The sequence below is a fragment of the Brevibacterium sp. HMSC24B04 genome (genome assembly GCF_001806835.1).
Taxonomy (GTDB): domain Bacteria; phylum Actinomycetota; class Actinomycetes; order Actinomycetales; family Brevibacteriaceae; genus Brevibacterium; species Brevibacterium ravenspurgense.
In genome coordinates this window covers 1-17,224 of sequence record NZ_KV786111.1, presented here as the reverse complement: position 1 = coordinate 17,224, position 17,224 = coordinate 1, and the positions used below count along the sequence as shown (strand labels likewise).

The window sequence follows — 17,224 nt, the reverse complement described above, 5'->3', positions numbered from 1 at the left end:
GAAGACTCATGGGAATCCGTAAGTACAAGCCCACGACCCCGGGCCGCCGTGGCTCGTCGGTCGCGGACTTCGTCGAAGTGACCCGGTCTACGCCGGAGAAGTCGCTTCTGCGTCCGCTGCCGAAGAAGGGCGGCCGAAACAGCCAGGGCCGGATCACCACCCGTCACCAGGGCGGTGGCCACAAGCGCCAGTACCGCGTGATCGACTTCCGTCGTCACGACAAGGACGGCGTCCCGGCAAAGGTCGCACACATCGAATACGACCCGAACCGCACCGCACGCATCGCACTGCTGCACTACGTTGACGGCGAGAAGCGCTACATCCTCGCCCCGAACAAGCTCAAGCAGGGCGACCGCGTCGAAGCTGGAGCACAGGCTGACATCAAGCCGGGCAATGCTCTGCCGCTGCAGAACATCCCCGTCGGCACCGTGATCCACGCAATCGAACTTCGCCCCGGCGGCGGAGCCAAGATCGGCCGCAGCGCCGGCACCTCGGCTCAGCTCGTGGCCAAGTTCGGTCGCTACGCACAGCTGCGCATGCCTTCGGGCGAAATCCGCAACGTTGATGCTCGCTGCCGCGCAACCGTCGGTGAAGTCGGCAACGCCGAACAGGCCAACATCAGCTGGGGCAAGGCCGGCCGTATGCGCTGGAAGGGCATCCGCCCGACTGTCCGCGGTGTTGCAATGAACCCGATCGACCACCCGCACGGTGGTGGTGAAGGCCGCACCTCCGGTGGTCGTCACCCGGTCAGCCCCTGGGGCCAGCCGGAAGGACGCACCCGCCGTCCGAACCGCGAAAGCGACAAGTACATCGTGCGCCGCCGTCGCACCGGCAAGAAGCGCTGATAGGGAGCCTAGAAAATGCCTCGTAGCTTGAAGAAGGGCCCCTTCGTAGACGAGCACCTTTTCCAGAAGGTCGCCGCTCAGAACGAAAAGGGCACCAACAACGTAATCAAGACGTGGTCGCGTCGCTCGATGATCATCCCGGACTTCCTGGGACACACCATCGCGGTTCACGACGGACGCAAGCACGTCCCAGTGTTCATCACTGAATCAATGGTCGGGCACAAGCTCGGCGAATTCGCACCGACGCGGACGTTCCGCGGCCACGACAAGGACGACCGCAAGGGCCGCCGCGGCTGAGCCGCGCCCCTACGGGTCCTATAAGGAGAGAAGGAAACGATGGAAGCCAAGGCGAAGGCACGCTTTCTGCGTGTGACGCCCATGAAGGCTCGGCGTGTCGTTGACCTCGTTCGTGGTCAGCAGGCAACCGAAGCACTCGCGATGCTCAAGTTTGTTCCCCAGGCTGCATCTGAGCCTGTCTACAAACTCGTCGCATCGGGCATCAGCAACGCCCGTCAGGAAGCTGACAAGCTCGGCGTTGCATTCAATGAAGACGACCTCGTGATCTCGGAGATCTACGTTGACGAAGGACCGACCATGAAGCGGTTCCGTCCTCGCGCCCAGGGTCGTGCACACCGCATCGACAAGCGCACCAGCCACATCACCGTGGTCCTCACGGACGGCTCGGACGCTGATGGGAAGGAGAACGCCTGATGGGTCAGAAGATCAACCCCACCGGGTTCCGGATGGGCATCACCACCGATCACCGTTCGAAGTGGTTCTCGGACTCGACCGTTAAGGGTCAGCGCTACAAGGACTACGTCGGCGAAGACATCCGCATTCGCAAGATGCTCGAAACCGATCTCGAACGCGCAGGTCTCGCAAAGATCAACATCGAGCGCACCCGCGACCGTGTCCGCGTGGACATCCACACGGCACGCCCGGGCATCGTCATCGGCCGCCGCGGTGCGGAAGCCGACCGTCTGCGCTCGAAGCTCGAAAAGCTCACCGGCAAACAGATCCAGCTGAACATCCTCGAAGTCAAGAACCCCGAGGTCAACGCTCAGCTGGTCGCCCAGGGTGTTGCCGAGCAGCTCGCAAGCCGCGTGGCGTTCCGCCGCGCAATGCGCAAGGCAATCCAGTCCGCACAGCGCGCTGGTGCCAAGGGCATTCGTGTGCAGTGCTCGGGCCGCCTCGGCGGTGCTGAAATGAGCCGTTCGGAGTTCTACCGCGAAGGCCGTGTGCCGCTGCACACCCTGCGCGCGAACATCGACTACGGCTTCTACGAAGCTCACACCACCTTCGGCCGCATCGGCGTGAAGGTCTGGGTTTACCGCGGCGACATGACCGACAAGGAACTTGCCGCTCAGGAAGCTGCACAGACCAACCAGCGCGGTGGACGCGGTGGTCGTGGTCGCGGACGCGGTGGACGCGGACGCGGCGGCCAGGGTGCAGCTCAGCAGAAGAACGACAATGCTGCAGCTTCGAAAGAAGCAGCAGCCGGAACGGAGGGCTGACACGTGCTGATCCCTCGTCGTGTTAAGTACCGTAAGCCGCACCACCCCAGCCTCGATGGCTACGCCAAGGGCGGAACCGAACTGGCATTCGGTGAATGGGGCATTCAGGCACTCGACGCTGCATACGTGACCAACCGTCAGATCGAAGCAGCTCGTATTGCCATGACGCGCCACATCAAGCGCGGCGGTAAGGTCTGGATCAACATCTTCCCGGACCGCCCCATTACCAAGAAGCCTGCTGAAACCCGTATGGGTTCCGGTAAGGGTTCGCCCGAATGGTGGGTTGCTCCCGTCAAGCCCGGACGCATCATGTTCGAACTCGGCGGTGTTTCGGAAGAGGTGGCTCGCGAAGCTCTGCGCCTTGCAATCCACAAGCTTCCGATGAAGGCCCGCATTGTTTCTCGTGAAGGTGGTGAATGACGTGGCAGTAGGATCCAAGGATCTGACCATGGACGTTCTCGACGGCTACAACAACGAACGTCTGGGCGAAGAGCTCAAGAAGGCAAAGGCTGAACTGTTCAACCTGCGCTTCCAGGCCGCAACCGGCCAGCTCGAAAACCCCGGCCGTGTGAAGGCCGTCCGGAAGGACATTGCACGCATCTACACCGTGCTTCGCGAACGCGAGCTTCTGCTCCGCACCAACCCGGCTGACGCTAAGGAAGAGGGCAAGTGATGTCTGAAGTGACAGAAACCACCCAGCGCGGCAGCCGTAAGACCGCGCGCGGCTACGTTGTGTCTGACAAAATGGACAAGACCATCGTGGTTGAGGTCGAGCGCCGCAAGCAGCACCGTCTGTACGGCAAGATCATGCGCACGACCACCAAGTTCAAGGCCCACGACGAAGACAACACCGCAGGTGTTGGCGACCTCGTGCGTGTTGCTGAGACCCGCCCGTACTCGGCAACGAAGCGCTGGCGACTCGTAGAGATCATCGAGCGCGCCAAGTAATTCGCGGCCACCAGCTGCGGTCCACCCCGGTCCCGCCCCCACTCCTGGGGGCGGCTACCGGGGAACCGCACACGGGCACTGTAAACACAACCGTTCCGCAAGGCTCATAACGAGAACCAGCGTGACGACAGGAGAAGACATTGATCCAGCAGGAGTCGCGACTCAAAGTCGCTGACAACACCGGAGCCAAGGAAATCCTGGCCATCCGGATCCTCGGGGGTTCAGGACGTCGCTACGCGTCCGTCGGCGACACGATCGTCGCCACGGTCAAGGACGCAATCCCCGGCGGCAACGTTAAGAAGGGCGACATCGTCAAGGCTGTTGTTGTGCGCACCCGCAAGCCGCAGCGTCGCAACGACGGTTCGTACATTTCGTTCGACGAAAACGCAGCCGTCATCCTCAAGACCGACGGTGAACCGCGCGGTACCCGCATCTTCGGCCCCGTGGGCCGTGAACTGCGCGAAAAGAAGTTCATGAAGATCATCTCGCTCGCACCGGAGGTGTTGTAAGAATGACGGCACCTAAGCTGCACATCAAGAAGGGCGACACCGTTCAGGTGATCGCCGGTGCTAAGCAGGAGCGCGGCGGCGACCGCGGCAAGCAGGGCAAGGTCCTGGCCGTGTACCCCGAACGCCAGCGTGTTCTGGTCGAAGGCGTCAACCGCATCACCAAGCACAAGCGCGCCACTCAGACCGCTGCCGGCGCCACCGCCGGCGGCATCGAGATCCACGAAGCTCCGATTCACGTTTCGAACGTCATGCTCGTTGACCCCAAGGACAACAAGCCGACCCGCGTGGGCTTCCGCGAGGAAAAGGTTGAACGCGACGGCCGTACCAAGACCGTCCGCGTCCGCTACTCGCGTCGTACCGGAGAGGACATCTGATGACTGAAGCAACAGCAACCAGCCGTCCTGCACCTCGACTGCGCGAGTTCTACCGCAACGAAATCGTCGCGAAGATGCAGGAGGAGTTCAACTACGCGAACCCCATGCAGGTTCCTACGATCGAAAAGGTCGTCGTGAACATGGGTGTTGGTGACGCCGCGCGTGACTCGAAGCTCATCGAAGGCGCGATCAACGACCTGACCCTCATCACGGGTCAGAAGCCGGTTGTCACCCGCGCACGCAAGTCGATCGCACAGTTCAAGCTGCGTGAAGGTCAGCCCATCGGCGCTCACGTGACTCTGCGCCGTGCACGCATGTGGGAATTCCTTGACCGCACCATTTCGCTGGCTCTTCCGCGTATCCGCGACTTCCGCGGACTCTCGGACCGCCAGTTCGACGGCAACGGAAACTACACCTTCGGCCTGACCGAACAGTCGATGTTCCACGAAATCAACCAGGACAGCATCGACCGTGTTCGCGGTATGGACATCACGATCGTCACGACCGCCAAGACCGACGAAGAGGGCCGGGCGCTTATCAAGCACCTGGGCTTCCCCTTTAAGACAAACTGAACCACTACGTTGAAGGTCCGTGCCGGGACCTGAGGGGACCGGCACAGAAACCGCAGCGAGGAAGGGCTAAAGCCCAATGACTATGACTGACCCAGTCGCAGACATGCTTACGCGTCTGCGCAACGCCAACTCGGCGTACCACGAGGATGTCAGCATGCCGCACAGCAAGCTGAAGGCAAACATCGCCGACATCCTCAAGGCCGAGGGCTACATCGCCGACTACCGCGTCGAAGACGCTCGTGTTGGCAAGACCCTGGAAATGGACCTGAAGTTCGGCCCGAACCGTGAACGTTCGATCGCCGGCCTCAAGCGCATCTCCAAGCCCGGTCTTCGCGTCTACGCCAAGAGCACGAACCTGCCGAAGGTTCTCGGCGGTCTCGGCATCGCGATTCTGTCCACGTCGTCCGGTCTCATGACTGACCGCACGGCAGCTAAGAAGGGTGTGGGCGGGGAAGTCCTCGCCTACGTCTGGTAAGGGAAAGGAGAGAGCACAATGTCACGTATCGGCAAGCGCCCCATCTCCGTCCCCAGCGGTGTTGAGGTCAAGATCGACGGCCAGACCGTCAACGTGAAGGGCCCCAAGGGCGAACTGAGCCACACCGTTGCAGAACCGATCACGGTTGCACTGGAAGACGGCGTCATCACCCTTGAGCGTCCGAACGAAGAGCGCGAATCCCGCGCCCTGCACGGTCTGTCGCGCACGATGGTCGACAACATGATCATCGGTGTGACCCAGGGCTACGAGAAGAAGCTCGAGATCGTCGGCACCGGTTACCGCGTTCAGGCGAAGGGCAGCGACATCGAAATGTCGCTGGGCTACTCGCACTCGATCCCGGTTGCCGCTCCGAAGGGAATCACCTTCACGGTTGAGGGCAACAACAAACTCACCGTCAGCGGAATCGACAAGCAGCTTGTCGGCGAAGTCGCTGCGAACATCCGCAAGCTTCGCAAGCCCGAACCCTACAAGGGCAAGGGTGTCCGCTACGCAGGCGAACAGGTTCGCCGCAAGGTTGGAAAGGCTGGTAAGTAACCATGGCCTTCGGATTGAAGAAGAGCCGCGGCAAGTCCAAGACTGCTGCACGCAACCGTCGCCACGCTCGTCTGCGCAAGCACATCAACGGCACGCCCGAACGTCCCCGTCTTTCGGTGACCCGTTCGTCGCGCCACGTGTTCGTCCAGGTTATCGACGACGAAGCCGGCAAGACCGTTGCTTCGGCTTCCACCATGGAAACCGAGCTGCGTTCGTTCGACGGCGACAAGACCGCAAAGGCCCGCAAGGTCGGCGAACTGATCGCCGAACGCGCGAAGGCTGTCGGTGTTGAGGCTGTCGTCTTTGACCGCGGCGGCAACGCCTACCACGGCCGTGTGGCCGCAATCGCAGAGGGCGCACGTGAAGGAGGTCTGGCGCTGTGAGCAACGAAGAGAAGACAAACCAGACTGAGCAGCAGAACCCCGATCGCGGTCGCGGTCGTGGTCGCGGCCAGGGCGGTCGCCGCGGTGGACGCGGTGAGCGCGAAGACAAGAACCAGTTCATTGAGCACGTTGTCACCATCAACCGCGTGTCCAAGGTTGTGAAGGGCGGACGCCGTTTCTCCTTCACCGCCCTGGTCGTTGTGGGCGATGGCGATGGCATGGTCGGCATGGGCTACGGCAAGGCCAAGGAAGTTCCCGCGGCTATTGCCAAGGGTGTTGAGGAAGCGAAGAAGAACTTCTTCCGCGTTCCCCGCATCGAGAAGACCATTCCGCACCCGGTACAGGGTGAAGACGCCGCTGGCGTTGTCCTGCTGCGTCCGGCTTCGGCCGGTACCGGTGTTATCGCCGGTGGTCCGGTCCGCGCCGTCCTCGACTGCGCTGGCATCCACGACATTCTTTCGAAGTCGCTGGGTTCGGCTAACGCCATCAACATCGTGCACGCCACCATCGCAGCGCTGAAGGGCCTGGAGCGTCCGGAGGAAGTCGCGGCTCGCCGTGGACTTCCTGTTGACGAAGTCGCTCCGCACGCTCTTCTGCGCGCAGCAGAAAGCGGGGCTAGCGCCTGATGGCTAAGAAGCTGAAGATTACGCAGATCAAGTCGACAATCGGTGGCAAGCCACAGCACCGTGAAACCATTCGCACCCTGGGACTCAAGCGTCTTCACCACTCGGTGATTCGCGAAGACCGTCCTGAGGTGCGCGGCATGGTCAACGCTGTGCGCCACCTGGTCAAGTGCGAAGAGGTGGACTGACATGGCTGAAGAACGCGCACTCAAGCTTCACCACCTGCGCCCCGCTAAGGGCGAAAAGACCGCCAAGCAGCGCTACGGTCGCGGTGAAGCAGGTAAGGGCGGTAAGACCGCAGGCCGCGGAACCAAGGGCACGCAGGCCCGTTACCAGGTTCCCCACGGCTTTGAGGGTGGCCAGACGCCGCTGCACATGCGTCTGCCGAAGCTCCGCGGTTTCAAGAACCCGAACAAGGTGACCTACGCGGTCGTCAACCTGGACAAGCTGCAGACTCTGTTCCCGGAAGGCGGCGACATCACTGTTGCCGATCTGGTGGAGAAGGGCGCTGTTCGCGCCAAGCAGCCCGTCAAGGTTCTTGGTGAGGGCGAACTTACCGTGAAGATCAACATTACGGCTCAGAAGTTCTCCGGTTCTGCGATCGAAAAGATCAAGGCTGCCGGCGGTACCGCTACTGAAGCCTGATTGACGACAGCTGAGGCTGTCTGATTTCGCTGACGAGGCGGAGGTCAACTTGACCTCCGCCTCGTCTGTTTTGTGTGGGGTAGGGGTGACGTGGTGTCGGTCGCCTGGTATGTCAGACTCGGGTTTGCTTGGCTTGGTGGACCCGAGTAAAGTACCTGCGGTATCTGTCTGCGGAATCGTCGTGCCTGAAATTTCCGGCTCGGAGGTTCCTTATCTCAGGAGGACGTTTGTTCGGCGCTATCGGTAGAGCCTTCCGGACCCCGGATCTGAGGAACAAACTCCTCTTCACTTTGGGCATCATCGTGCTCTTCCGCTTGGGCAGCTTTATTCCTGCGCCGGGCATTGACTACGCGAACGTTCAGCAGTGTGTGTCGAATCCGCAGCTGAATTCGGGCGCGTTCGGAATGATCAACCTGTTCTCCGGTGGTGCTCTGCTGAAGCTGTCGATCTTCGCGCTGGGCATCATGCCCTACATCACGGCGTCGATTATCACGCAGCTTCTGCGCGTTGTGATTCCGCGTTTTGAGGCTCTGCACAAGGAAGGCGCTTCCGGTCAGGCCAAGCTGACCCAGTACACCCGCTACATGACTATCGGTCTGGCGGTCCTGAACGCTACGACTCTTGTCACAACCGTCCGCACTGGCGCTCTGTTCGGCAACGTCGAAGGCTGTGAAAACATCATCGTCCGTGACGAGTGGTGGGCACAGCTCATCATTGTCCTGACCCTGACTGCCGGTACCGCGCTCATCATGTGGCTCGGTGAGCAGATCACGGAGCGCGGGGTTGGCAACGGCATGTCGCTGCTGATCTTCACTTCTGTTGCTGCTGGCTTCCCGACTGCTTTCGGTTCGATTCTGAAGTCCAAGGGTCCGGATATCTTTGCGATTGTCTGCCTGGTCGGCCTGCTGGTTGTTGCTCTGGTTGTCTTCGTCGAGCAGTCGCAGCGTCGCATTCCGGTGCAGTACGCCAAGCGGATGGTTGGTCGCCGTATGTTCGGCGGAACCTCCACCTACATTCCGATCAAGGTCAACCAGGCCGGTGTTATCCCGGTGATCTTCGCAAGCTCGATTCTGTACCTGCCGCAGCTCATTTCCCAGTTCGGCAATCCCGAGTCCGGTTGGGTGCAGTGGATCACCACGTACTTGGCCCGCGGCGACCACCCGATTTACATGGCCATTTATGCCGGTCTGACCATCTTCTTCGCTTTCTTCTACGTTGCGATCACGTTCAACCCGGAAGAGGTTGCCGACAACATGAAGAAGTACGGCGGATTCATTCCCGGCATTCGCGCCGGCAAGCCCACCGAGGACTACCTGCGCTTCGTTCTGAACCGCATCACGGCTCCCGGTTCGCTGTACCTCGCGTTTGTGGCCATGATCCCGCTGATCGCCCTGGTGCTTGTCGATGCGAACCAGGACTTCCCGTTCGGCGGTACTTCGATCCTCATTGTGGTGGGTGTCGGTCTCGAAACGGTCAAGCAGATCGATTCGCAGATGCAGCAGCGCCACTACGAAGGCCTCCTGCGCTGATAAGCGGGAAAGCTCACTTACACCTTTGACCAGAGCGCAGACCCGAATCCTGACCAGACCGGTTGGGGTTCGGGTCTGTGCGCTTAGGTAGCATTCGATTAGGAACAAATCGGAAGGACGCACATGACAAAGCGCATCATCCTCATCGGCCCTCCCGGTGCCGGCAAGGGCACGCAGGCCGCCAAGCTCAGCTCCACGCTGTCGATCCCCGCTATTTCGACCGGAGATATCTTCCGTGCGAACGTGAAGGGCGAAACCGAACTGGGCAAGAAGGCTAAGCGCTACATGGACGCTGGCGAATACGTACCGGACGAGGTCACCAACTCGATGGTTGCCGACCGTCTGCAGCAGGACGATGCCAAGGAGGGCTTCCTCCTCGACGGCTACCCCCGCACTGAGGCTCAGGTGAATGAGCTCGACAAGATGCTGGAAGCTGCTGGCCACAGCCTGGACGCTGTTGTCGAACTGACTGCTGACACTGATGAGATTGTCGGCCGCCTGCTGGCTCGCGCCCAGACTGAGGGCCGTTCGGACGACACCGAAGATGTCATCCGCCACCGTATGGATGTGTACGAAGAGCAGACTCAGCCGCTGACTGACATCTACCGTCGCCGCGGTCTGCTGCGTCAGGTGGACGGCCTCGGGGAAATTGATGCCATCACCGAGCGGATTATGAAAGCGCTTGAGGGCTGATGTTCGGTCCTAAGATCGAACTGAAGACGGACGACCAGATCCGCACAATGCGTCGTGCGGGTCTGGTCACCCGTGCTGCTTTGGAAGCAGCTGCGGCCGCCTGCGTGCCCGGCGCTACGACGGAAGACGTCGATGCCGCTGGGGCCCGAGTTATTGACGAGCACGGCGCAACGTCGAACTTCTTGGGCTACATGGGCTATCCAGCCACGCTGTGCGTTTCGGTCAATGACGTCATCGTTCACGGAATCCCGTCTGACGACATCGTCCTCAAAGAGGGAGACATGGTGTCGATTGACGGAGGTGCGATCATTGACGGCTGGCACGGCGATTCCGCTATCACTGTTTTTGTGGGCGGACGTGAAGCTGCGCGCAAGCAGGACCTGCGGGTTTCTGATGCGACGGAAGAGTCCATGTGGGCGGGTATCGCGGCTTTTTCGCGTGCCAAGCACATCGACGAAATCGGTGCGGCCATTGAGGGCTGGGTGTTTGAAAACGCACCTGAACTCGAAGGCGGGCTGATTGAAGACTTCACGGGCCATGGCATTGGTTCGCAGATGCACATGGAACCGGAAGTGCTCAACTACGCGGTGAAGAAGCGCGGCCCGAAGATCAAGCCGGGTATGGCCATCTGCATTGAGCCGATGCTCACCACCGGCGGCGCTGACAGCCGAACGCTAGATGACGAATGGACTGTCGTCACCGCTGATGGTTCCCGAGCATCCCATTGGGAGCACACAGTTGCCCGCCACGCCAAGGGCATCTGGGTGCTCACCGCCCCGGACGGCGGCAGGGAGCGTCTGGCGCGCTACGGCGTCGAGCCGGTTCCGCTGGACTGAGCAAAGCTGACTCACGAGGTGGGTGTTCAGATTTCTGAACACCCACCTCGTGAGTTTTGGCGCGGGTTGGGTTTGTGGGTCACCTGGACTGGTGCAGCTTCGGGCCGATGAAGACCGTCATGGTTGCTTCAGTCAGCTGGTGTGCGCTCAGTTGAAGGGCGTCGGTGTCGATGTCGGTGCGTCCGGTCAGCACGGGGTTGCGCAGAAGCAGCCTGGGGGAGTGGTCGGTGTTGCTGCGCTCGCCGGAAGTGTGGCCGACGACCGCGTACACGTGGTTCGGTGTGATCCGCACGGGTATGCCGTCCCGTGTGTCACTCAGGTCGAAGCTGCTGCGCTTAGGCAGGGTTGCGGCGACGACGGGGCGTCCGCTCTTAAGTCCACGGGCGGCGGCGCGAAGTGCGAACTCGGCCAGGCCGGGAAGTGCGGGTATCGCAATACCCGGCGAACCGAAAAGAAACTGAAATCCCCTGAACGGCAGGTGACCTTCAAGGCGTGAGCCGAGAACTGTCTGCGCTGCAGCCTCGACAAGTGTTGTACTGTTGACTTTCCCGGCACGCGAACCGCTGCGGTCGCGCGCGTGTGCGGGAATGTCAGTGGTGATGGGAGCTGTTCCCACGTCGACAACAGCGCGCGTTGCGGTCCTGTGCACGACCGTGCGGTCACAGAATCCGGGAGCTGCCACCTCGGCCGCAATGAGTGGTGCAATAAGCCAACAGGTGCCCAGCGGACCTTGCCGAATATCTGCGCACTGCGTCACATCAGTTGGAAAGTCAAGCATATTCGCTGTAGGATAGACAATTGGCTTGTGGGCTGTCGGCATTTCGGCTCCCATAACGCGCTCACTTTAGCGCAGAATCCCGCTGATCACAGTGTGGATGACGGGCGGCGGTGAGTGCAGGAAACCGAATTTTCGCATCCACGAGCTGTACGGATAAGACACTCAATCCGCGGGATTCCGCGGGGAGCAGGGGTAAGCGAACGATATGGCCAAAAAAGAAGGGGTCATTGAGATCGAGGGTACGGTCGTCGAGGCTCTGCCCAACGCGATGTTCCGCGTTGAGCTGACCAACGGCCACCTTGTGCTTGCGCACATCTCCGGAAAGATGCGCCAGCACTACATCCGCATCCTTCCCGAAGACCGTGTTGTAGTGGAGCTGTCTCCCTACGACCTTTCTCGCGGACGGATTGTCTACCGCTACAAGTAAGGATCTTTTGACACTCACCGCGACCACCCCTTGGGCTGGCCCCGAGGGGCTTTGTGGTGACAAGAAGGAATAGCGATGAAAGTTAAGCCAAGCGTCAAAAAGATCTGCGACAGCTGCAAGGTCATCCGCCGCAACTCGGTGGTCATGGTGATCTGCTCGAACCCGCGTCACAAGCAGCGCCAGGGCTGATCAGCTAACGCAGATCGATGGGTTCGCTTCCCGTAAAGGGCAGGCGAGTCCACACCCAAGCAGGCATCGCCCCCTCACTGGCAGGAACTTCTGCACGGCGAGGACGACACCCCCGGTTCGAGGGCCGGGGACCGGGTCTGAAAAGACATCCGGACATGCCTGAGCAAGAACCTTCGAATATCTACATGGAGTAAACACATGGCACGTTTAGCCGGAGTTGACCTCCCACGCGAAAAGCGCGTGGAAGTCGCCCTGACATACATTTTTGGTGTGGGCCGCACTCGTGCGAGCCAGACCCTCACGGAAACCGGCATTAGCCCGGACATCCGCGTTAAGGACCTGACCGACGATCAGCTCGTGCAGCTGCGCGACTACATCGAAGGCACCTTCAAGGTTGAAGGCGATCTGCGCCGCGAGGTTGCAGCCGACATCCGCCGCAAGGTTGAAATCGGCAGCTACCAGGGTGTTCGTCACCGCCGCGGCCTGCCCGTCCGCGGTCAGCGCACCAAGACCAACGCGCGTACGCGCAAGGGTCCGAAGCGCACCGTTGCAGGCAAGAAGAAGTAAGCGTTCGAGTAGGAGATTTAGATGCCACCCAAGTCACGAGCTGCTGCTCGCAAGCCCCGTCGTCGCGATAGGAAGAACCTGGTCAACGGCCAGGCTCACATCAAGTCGACGTTCAACAACACCATCGTTTCCATCACGGACCCCACCGGCGCCGTGATCTCCTGGGCTTCTTCTGGTGAGGTCGGATTCAAGGGTTCGCGCAAGTCGACCCCGTACGCCGCTCAGATGGCTGCTGAATCCGCTGCGCGCCGCGCACAGGAACACGGTCTGAAGAAGGTTGACGTTTTCGTCAAGGGCCCCGGTTCCGGTCGCGAAACCGCTATCCGCTCGCTCCAGGCCACCGGTCTTGAGCTGGGCACCATTCAGGACGTCACCCCGCACCCGCACAACGGCTGCCGTCCGCCCAAGCGCCGCCGCGGCTGAGTCGGCACAGCGTAACGAGTCCAGAACTCTTTAAGCGCGAACGTCATATAGCGGATGTTCGCTGAAAGGAAGCCCACGTGCTCATTGCACAGCGTCCCACGCTCACTGAAGAGGTTGTCTCCGATCTGCGCTCCCGGTTCGTCATCGAGCCCCTGGAGCCCGGCTTCGGCTACACCCTCGGCAACTCGCTGCGTCGTACCCTTCTGTCCTCCATCCCCGGTGCCGCCGTCACCAGCATCCGCATTGACGGTGTGCTGCACGAGTTCACCACGGTTCCCGGAGTCAAGGAAGACGTCACCGAGTTCATCCTCAACCTGAAGTCGCTTGTCGTCTCCTCGGAATTCGACGAACCTGTCGTCGCCTACCTGCGCAAGCAGGGCCCCGGCGATGTCACGGCCGCTGACATCAGCGCACCGGCTGGTGTTGAGATCCACAACCCGGACCTCTTCATCGCCACGCTGAACGAAGAAGGCTCGCTCGACATGGAGCTGACGATCGAACGCGGTCGCGGCTACGTGTCGGCTGCTCAGAACAAGAACGCTGATGCTGAGATCGGCCGCATTCCGGTCGACTCCATCTACTCGCCCGTTCTGCGCGTGACCTACAAGGTCGAAGCCACTCGTGTTGAACAGCGCACCGACTTCGACCGCCTGGTCGTCGACGTCGAGACCAAGCCTTCGATCTCTCCGCGCGACGCACTGGCTTCGGCCGGTACGACGCTTGTTGAGCTCTTCGGCCTGGCCCGTGAACTCAACGTGGAATCGGAAGGCATTGAGATCGGCCCTTCGCCGGTTGACGCAGCCATGGCTGCTGACCTGGCACTGGCCATTGAGAGCCTCGACCTCACGGTTCGTTCCTACAACTGCCTGAAGCGCGAAGGCATCCACACCGTCGGCGAGCTCGTCAGCCGCAGCGAAGCCGACCTGATGGACATCCGCAACTTCGGCTCGAAGTCGATCGAAGAAGTCAAGCAGAAGCTCGACGAGCTCGGCCTGAGCCTTAAGGACAGCGCCGCCTCGCTTTCCGAGCCCGCTGACGACCTTTCGTTCGTCGAGGACGAACAGTTCTAAGAATTTCCAAGGAGAAAACCCATGCCTACGCCTACCAAGGGCAACCGCCTCGGCGGTTCCCCGGCGCACGAGCGGGCAATGCTGAACAACCTTGCAGCCCAGCTCTTTGAAAACAAGTCGGTGAAGACCACCGAAACCAAGGCCAAGCGCCTGCGCCCGCACGCCGAGCGTCTGATCACCTTCGCCAAGAAGGGTGACCTCGCTTCGCGTCGTCGCGTCCTGCGTTCGATCAGCGACAAGGGCATCGTGCACGAGCTGTTCACCTCGATCGCACCTGCTGTTGCTGAACGCCCGGGTGGTTACACCCGCATCACCAAGATCGGCACCCGCCCCGGTGACAACGCCCCCATGGCTGTCATCGAACTGGTGCTTGAGGCTTACTCGCCCAAGCAGGCCGTGGTGAAGGAAGCAGAAGGCGCAGCCGCCGCCTCTGCTGACGAAAAGGCCGAAGCTCCGGCTGAAGAAGTCGAAGCTGCACCGGATGTCGAATCCGGCCCGCAGGAAGACGAAGCCCAGGAAGCCGCCGATGACGCAAAAGCTGAAGCAGATGCTGAAAAGGACGAAGCCTGATCTGAGCTTCTCTGAAGCCTGAAACGAAGGCGCCGCAGAACTAGGTTCTGCGGCGCCTTTCGTGTTTCTGCCTTCGCAGCCCCACGCACCCGTTTGCAGCGAATCCACCCCTTAGCCGGGATCCGCGCTTTAGCGACAAATCCACGCTTTAGACGCAGGGATCCACGCTTCAGCAAGGAATCTGCGGTTTAGCCGCCACTGCTAAGGCGAAGATTCCGGCTAACGGGAGTCTGGGTGTGTGGAGGGGTTCCCGAGGTGGGGTTTAGCTGCCAAGTGGAGCGGCACCTCGTGCATAAACCTGGGGAGGGCATACGAGGCGGAGCTGCCGTCCCCAGCACCCCCACCTTCCGCTGCCCCGCCTACACCCACAGCATCCGTCCCGTCCGCTATGTGTCGGCGGAGGTGTGATTGTGTGACCCGTGAGACAATGAGCCCGTTGTGCCCGCTCAGACCGCACAACGGCTGTCTGAAGGAAAGGAACGTGGATGTCGAACACGCCTCTGTCGCAGAGCATCGCGGACATTGATCCCGAAATCACCAAGGTGCTTGACCAGGAGCTCGGCCGCCAGCAGGACTACCTCGAAATGATTGCGTCGGAGAACTTTGTTCCCCGCGCTGTGCTGCAGGCTCAGGGCTCGGTGCTGACGAACAAGTATGCCGAAGGCTACCCGGGTCGCCGCTACTACGGCGGCTGTGAATACGTTGACGTTGCAGAGAACCTCGCGATCGAACGAGCAAAGTCGCTCTTCGGTGCGAAGTACGCAAACGTCCAGCCGCACTCCGGTGCATCCGCCAACGCCGCCGTCATGCACGCACTGGCGCGTGCCGGTGACGGTCTGCTGGGCCTTGACCTGGCTCACGGCGGTCACCTGACGCACGGCATGAAGATCAACTTCTCGGGACGTCTGTACAACGTGTCGTCCTACGAGGTTGACCCTGAAACCAACCGCGTGGACATGGATCAGGTCCGTGAACGCGCTCTTGAGCACAAGCCGAAGGTCATCGTCGCAGGCTGGTCGGCCTACCCGCGTCAGCTGGACTTCAAGGCCTTCCGCGAAATCGCTGACGAGGTCGGCGCTTACCTGTGGGTCGACATGGCGCACTTTGCTGGTCTTGTCGCAGCTGGTCTGCACCCCAACCCGGTTGAGTACGCCGACGTTGTGTCTTCGACGGTCCACAAGACCCTCGGCGGTCCCCGTTCGGGCTTCATCCTGACGAACTCGGAAGAGCTCAACAAGAAGATCAACTCGGCTGTTTTCCCCGGTCAGCAGGGCGGTCCGCTCATGCACGTGATCGCGGGAAAGGCGGTCGCGTTCAAGCTGGCAGCAGAAGACGAATTCAAGGACCGCCAGAAGCGCACCATCGAAGGCGCACAGATCCTCGCTGAGCGTCTGCTTCGCGACGATGTTGCTGAAGCCGGTGTTTCGGTCCTGTCCGGCGGCACTGACGTTCACCTGGTGCTCGTTGACCTGCGCAACAGCGAAATCGACGGCAAACAGGGTGAAGACCTTCTGCACCAGGTGGGCATCACCGTCAACCGCAATGCCGTTCCGTTTGACCCGCGTCCGCCCATGGTGACCTCTGGTTTGCGCATCGGCACCCCCGCCCTTGCCACCCGCGGTCTTGACGCTGCAGCCTTCACCGAGGTTGCCGACATCATCGCTGAAACGCTCAAGCCCGGTGCGGACCTTGCAGCGCTGCGTGAGCGTGTTGCTAAGGTCGCGAAGGACTTCCCGCTCTACGAAGGACTGGAACAGTACTGATGCCACAGAAGCTTGACGGCAAAGCGACAGCCACTGCAATCAAACAGGAACTCGCTGTACGGGCGCAGGCCCTGAAGGACCGGGGCGTCACCCCGGGCCTGGGTACGCTGCTCGTGGGTGAGGACCCAGGGTCGCAGTGGTATGTCGCCGGCAAGCACCGCGACTGCGCTGAGGTTGGAATCGCGTCGATCCGCGAAGACCTCCCGGCGACCGCCACTCAGCAGGAAATCGAAGATGCGGTCACCAGGCTCAACAACAACCCAGAATGTACGGGCTTCATCGTGCAGCTGCCCCTGCCGGACGGCATCGACACCAACCGTGTGCTCGAACTGGTCGACCCGGACAAGGACGCTGATGGCCTGCACCCCACGAACCTGGGGCGCCTGGTCTTGCGGGTGCGTGAAGACGTGACTTCGCCGCTGCCGTGCACCCCGCGAGGCATCGTTGAGCTTCTGGAGCGTCACGGCGTGGACTTGAACGGCAAGCACGTGGTTGTTCTGGGCCGCGGTGTAACAGTGGGCCGTCCCATTGGTCTGCTGCTGACTCGCCGCGATGTCAACGCCACCGTCACGCTCACTCACACCGGCACGAAGAACCTCCCCGAACTGCTGGGGCAGGCTGACGTCATTGTTGCGGCAGCCGGGGTGAAGGACATTGTCGCCGGTGACGCTGTGAAAGACGGAGCTGTTCTCGTGGACGTCGGTGTGTCCCGCGAAGAAGACCCGGAGACGGGTAAGTCGAAGGTCGTCGGCGATGTTTCGCAGGAAGCTCAGGCGAAGGCCTCCTGGTACTCACCGAACCCCGGGGGAGTGGGGCCGATGACCCGCGCCATGCTCCTGGCCAATGTCGTCGACATGGCAGAGCGGGCCGCCGACCGCGGCTGACCGCGGCCTCCCTCAAACCACAAAGCACGAGGCGCCAGTACAGAATTCTGTA

At 61.2% G+C, this 17,224-nt stretch carries 28 protein-coding genes; 27 read left to right on the top strand and 1 reads right to left on the bottom strand.

What is annotated here, in order from left to right; all coding sequences use genetic code 11:
- Nucleotides 1–8: 8 nt before the first annotated feature.
- The 19 genes from rplB (at nucleotide 9) to map (ending at nucleotide 10,501) form a co-directional block, all read left to right on the top strand.
- On the top strand, nucleotides 9–845 hold the full coding sequence (rplB, locus tag HMPREF3092_RS09710) for a 50S ribosomal protein L2 (RefSeq protein WP_019174639.1): 837 nt from the start codon (nucleotides 9–11) through the stop codon (nucleotides 843–845).
- A gap of 15 nt (nucleotides 846–860) precedes the next feature.
- Nucleotides 861–1,142, top strand: coding sequence for a 30S ribosomal protein S19 (gene rpsS / locus HMPREF3092_RS09705; RefSeq protein ID WP_026022711.1), 282 nt, complete (start codon nucleotides 861–863; stop codon nucleotides 1,140–1,142).
- Nucleotides 1,143–1,181: 39 nt separating this feature from the next.
- Nucleotides 1,182–1,556: a 50S ribosomal protein L22 gene (gene rplV, locus HMPREF3092_RS09700; protein ID WP_019174641.1), complete on the top strand. Its 375-nt coding sequence runs from the start codon at nucleotides 1,182–1,184 to the stop codon at nucleotides 1,554–1,556.
- Nucleotides 1,556–2,359, top strand: a complete 804-nt coding sequence (rpsC, locus tag HMPREF3092_RS09695; protein WP_019174642.1) for a 30S ribosomal protein S3 — start codon at nucleotides 1,556–1,558, stop codon at nucleotides 2,357–2,359. Before rplV ends, rpsC begins: the two co-directional genes overlap by 1 nt.
- A gap of 3 nt (nucleotides 2,360–2,362) precedes the next feature.
- Entirely contained in the window at nucleotides 2,363–2,779 is a 417-nt protein-coding gene (gene rplP, locus HMPREF3092_RS09690; protein ID WP_070424739.1) for a 50S ribosomal protein L16, read from the top strand.
- A 1-nt stretch (nucleotide 2,780) separates the two neighbouring features.
- Nucleotides 2,781–3,032, top strand: a complete 252-nt coding sequence (rpmC, locus tag HMPREF3092_RS09685) for a 50S ribosomal protein L29 (RefSeq protein WP_026022712.1) — start codon at nucleotides 2,781–2,783, stop codon at nucleotides 3,030–3,032.
- Nucleotides 3,032–3,307 (top strand): 30S ribosomal protein S17, encoded by a 276-nt coding sequence (rpsQ, locus tag HMPREF3092_RS09680; protein WP_026022713.1) that lies wholly within the window; start codon nucleotides 3,032–3,034, stop codon nucleotides 3,305–3,307. Before rpmC ends, rpsQ begins: the two co-directional genes overlap by 1 nt.
- 140 nt (nucleotides 3,308–3,447) lie before the next feature.
- The gene (gene rplN / locus HMPREF3092_RS09675) at nucleotides 3,448–3,816 is read left to right on the top strand and encodes a 50S ribosomal protein L14 (RefSeq protein WP_070424738.1); all 369 of its coding nucleotides are present in this window, start codon (nucleotides 3,448–3,450) and stop codon (nucleotides 3,814–3,816) included.
- Nucleotides 3,817–3,818: 2 nt separating this feature from the next.
- Nucleotides 3,819–4,190, top strand: coding sequence for a 50S ribosomal protein L24 (gene rplX / locus HMPREF3092_RS09670; RefSeq protein ID WP_019174647.1), 372 nt, complete (start codon nucleotides 3,819–3,821; stop codon nucleotides 4,188–4,190).
- Nucleotides 4,190–4,762: a 50S ribosomal protein L5 gene (gene rplE, locus HMPREF3092_RS09665; protein ID WP_019174648.1), complete on the top strand. Its 573-nt coding sequence runs from the start codon at nucleotides 4,190–4,192 to the stop codon at nucleotides 4,760–4,762. The genes rplX and rplE overlap by 1 nt, the downstream gene beginning before the upstream one ends.
- Nucleotides 4,763–4,838: 76 nt before the next feature.
- Nucleotides 4,839–5,237 carry a 30S ribosomal protein S8 gene (gene rpsH / locus HMPREF3092_RS09660; RefSeq protein WP_026022714.1) on the top strand — a complete coding sequence of 133 codons (399 nt, stop codon included), beginning with the start codon at nucleotides 4,839–4,841 and terminating at the stop codon, nucleotides 5,235–5,237.
- Between the two features lie 18 nt (nucleotides 5,238–5,255).
- Nucleotides 5,256–5,792: a 50S ribosomal protein L6 gene (gene rplF, locus HMPREF3092_RS09655; RefSeq protein ID WP_019174650.1), complete on the top strand. Its 537-nt coding sequence runs from the start codon at nucleotides 5,256–5,258 to the stop codon at nucleotides 5,790–5,792.
- Between the two features lie 2 nt (nucleotides 5,793–5,794).
- Entirely contained in the window at nucleotides 5,795–6,175 is a 381-nt protein-coding gene (gene rplR, locus HMPREF3092_RS09650; RefSeq protein WP_019174651.1) for a 50S ribosomal protein L18, read from the top strand.
- Entirely contained in the window at nucleotides 6,172–6,801 is a 630-nt protein-coding gene (gene rpsE / locus HMPREF3092_RS09645) for a 30S ribosomal protein S5 (RefSeq protein ID WP_019174652.1), read from the top strand. The genes rplR and rpsE overlap by 4 nt, the downstream gene beginning before the upstream one ends.
- Nucleotides 6,801–6,986 carry a 50S ribosomal protein L30 gene (gene rpmD / locus HMPREF3092_RS09640; RefSeq protein ID WP_019174653.1) on the top strand — a complete coding sequence of 62 codons (186 nt, stop codon included), beginning with the start codon at nucleotides 6,801–6,803 and terminating at the stop codon, nucleotides 6,984–6,986. Before rpsE ends, rpmD begins: the two co-directional genes overlap by 1 nt.
- 1 nt (nucleotide 6,987) lies before the next feature.
- Nucleotides 6,988–7,443, top strand: coding sequence for a 50S ribosomal protein L15 (gene rplO / locus HMPREF3092_RS09635; protein ID WP_061941400.1), 456 nt, complete (start codon nucleotides 6,988–6,990; stop codon nucleotides 7,441–7,443).
- A 227-nt stretch (nucleotides 7,444–7,670) separates the two neighbouring features.
- Nucleotides 7,671–8,972, top strand: a complete 1,302-nt coding sequence (gene secY / locus HMPREF3092_RS09630; RefSeq protein WP_061941398.1) for a preprotein translocase subunit SecY — start codon at nucleotides 7,671–7,673, stop codon at nucleotides 8,970–8,972.
- A gap of 123 nt (nucleotides 8,973–9,095) precedes the next feature.
- Nucleotides 9,096–9,665, top strand: a complete 570-nt coding sequence (locus HMPREF3092_RS09625; protein WP_061941396.1) for an adenylate kinase — start codon at nucleotides 9,096–9,098, stop codon at nucleotides 9,663–9,665.
- Complete coding sequence (map, locus tag HMPREF3092_RS09620) at nucleotides 9,665–10,501, top strand: type I methionyl aminopeptidase (protein ID WP_070424737.1); 837 nt, start codon at nucleotides 9,665–9,667, stop codon at nucleotides 10,499–10,501. The genes HMPREF3092_RS09625 and map overlap by 1 nt, the downstream gene beginning before the upstream one ends.
- A 79-nt stretch (nucleotides 10,502–10,580) precedes the next feature.
- Here map and HMPREF3092_RS09615 read toward each other — a convergent pair whose 3' ends face one another.
- Nucleotides 10,581–11,279: a hypothetical protein gene (locus tag HMPREF3092_RS09615; protein WP_141738017.1), complete on the bottom strand. Its 699-nt coding sequence runs from the start codon at nucleotides 11,277–11,279 to the stop codon at nucleotides 10,581–10,583.
- A gap of 205 nt (nucleotides 11,280–11,484) precedes the next feature.
- Here HMPREF3092_RS09615 and infA point away from each other — a divergent pair, with 205 nt between their 5' ends.
- The 8 genes from infA (at nucleotide 11,485) to HMPREF3092_RS09575 (ending at nucleotide 17,172) form a co-directional block, all read left to right on the top strand.
- Entirely contained in the window at nucleotides 11,485–11,706 is a 222-nt protein-coding gene (gene infA / locus HMPREF3092_RS09610) for a translation initiation factor IF-1 (protein ID WP_019174660.1), read from the top strand.
- A 75-nt stretch (nucleotides 11,707–11,781) separates the two neighbouring features.
- Nucleotides 11,782–11,895 carry a 50S ribosomal protein L36 gene (rpmJ, locus tag HMPREF3092_RS09605; RefSeq protein ID WP_019174661.1) on the top strand — a complete coding sequence of 38 codons (114 nt, stop codon included), beginning with the start codon at nucleotides 11,782–11,784 and terminating at the stop codon, nucleotides 11,893–11,895.
- A gap of 198 nt (nucleotides 11,896–12,093) precedes the next feature.
- A complete protein-coding gene (gene rpsM, locus HMPREF3092_RS09600) occupies nucleotides 12,094–12,462 on the top strand; it encodes a 30S ribosomal protein S13 (protein WP_019174662.1) in 369 nt (122 codons plus the stop codon).
- A gap of 21 nt (nucleotides 12,463–12,483) precedes the next feature.
- Nucleotides 12,484–12,885 carry a 30S ribosomal protein S11 gene (gene rpsK, locus HMPREF3092_RS09595; RefSeq protein WP_070424735.1) on the top strand — a complete coding sequence of 134 codons (402 nt, stop codon included), beginning with the start codon at nucleotides 12,484–12,486 and terminating at the stop codon, nucleotides 12,883–12,885.
- 77 nt (nucleotides 12,886–12,962) lie between these two features.
- Complete coding sequence (locus tag HMPREF3092_RS09590) at nucleotides 12,963–13,955, top strand: DNA-directed RNA polymerase subunit alpha (RefSeq protein ID WP_019174664.1); 993 nt, start codon at nucleotides 12,963–12,965, stop codon at nucleotides 13,953–13,955.
- A 21-nt stretch (nucleotides 13,956–13,976) separates the two neighbouring features.
- Nucleotides 13,977–14,525: a 50S ribosomal protein L17 gene (rplQ, locus tag HMPREF3092_RS09585; RefSeq protein WP_061941386.1), complete on the top strand. Its 549-nt coding sequence runs from the start codon at nucleotides 13,977–13,979 to the stop codon at nucleotides 14,523–14,525.
- A 485-nt stretch (nucleotides 14,526–15,010) separates the two neighbouring features.
- Nucleotides 15,011–16,288, top strand: a complete 1,278-nt coding sequence (glyA, locus tag HMPREF3092_RS09580; RefSeq protein ID WP_070424734.1) for a serine hydroxymethyltransferase — start codon at nucleotides 15,011–15,013, stop codon at nucleotides 16,286–16,288.
- Nucleotides 16,285–17,172 (top strand): bifunctional methylenetetrahydrofolate dehydrogenase/methenyltetrahydrofolate cyclohydrolase, encoded by an 888-nt coding sequence (locus tag HMPREF3092_RS09575; RefSeq protein WP_141738016.1) that lies wholly within the window; start codon nucleotides 16,285–16,287, stop codon nucleotides 17,170–17,172. Before glyA ends, HMPREF3092_RS09575 begins: the two co-directional genes overlap by 4 nt.
- The last annotated feature ends 52 nt before the right edge of the window (nucleotides 17,173–17,224 follow it).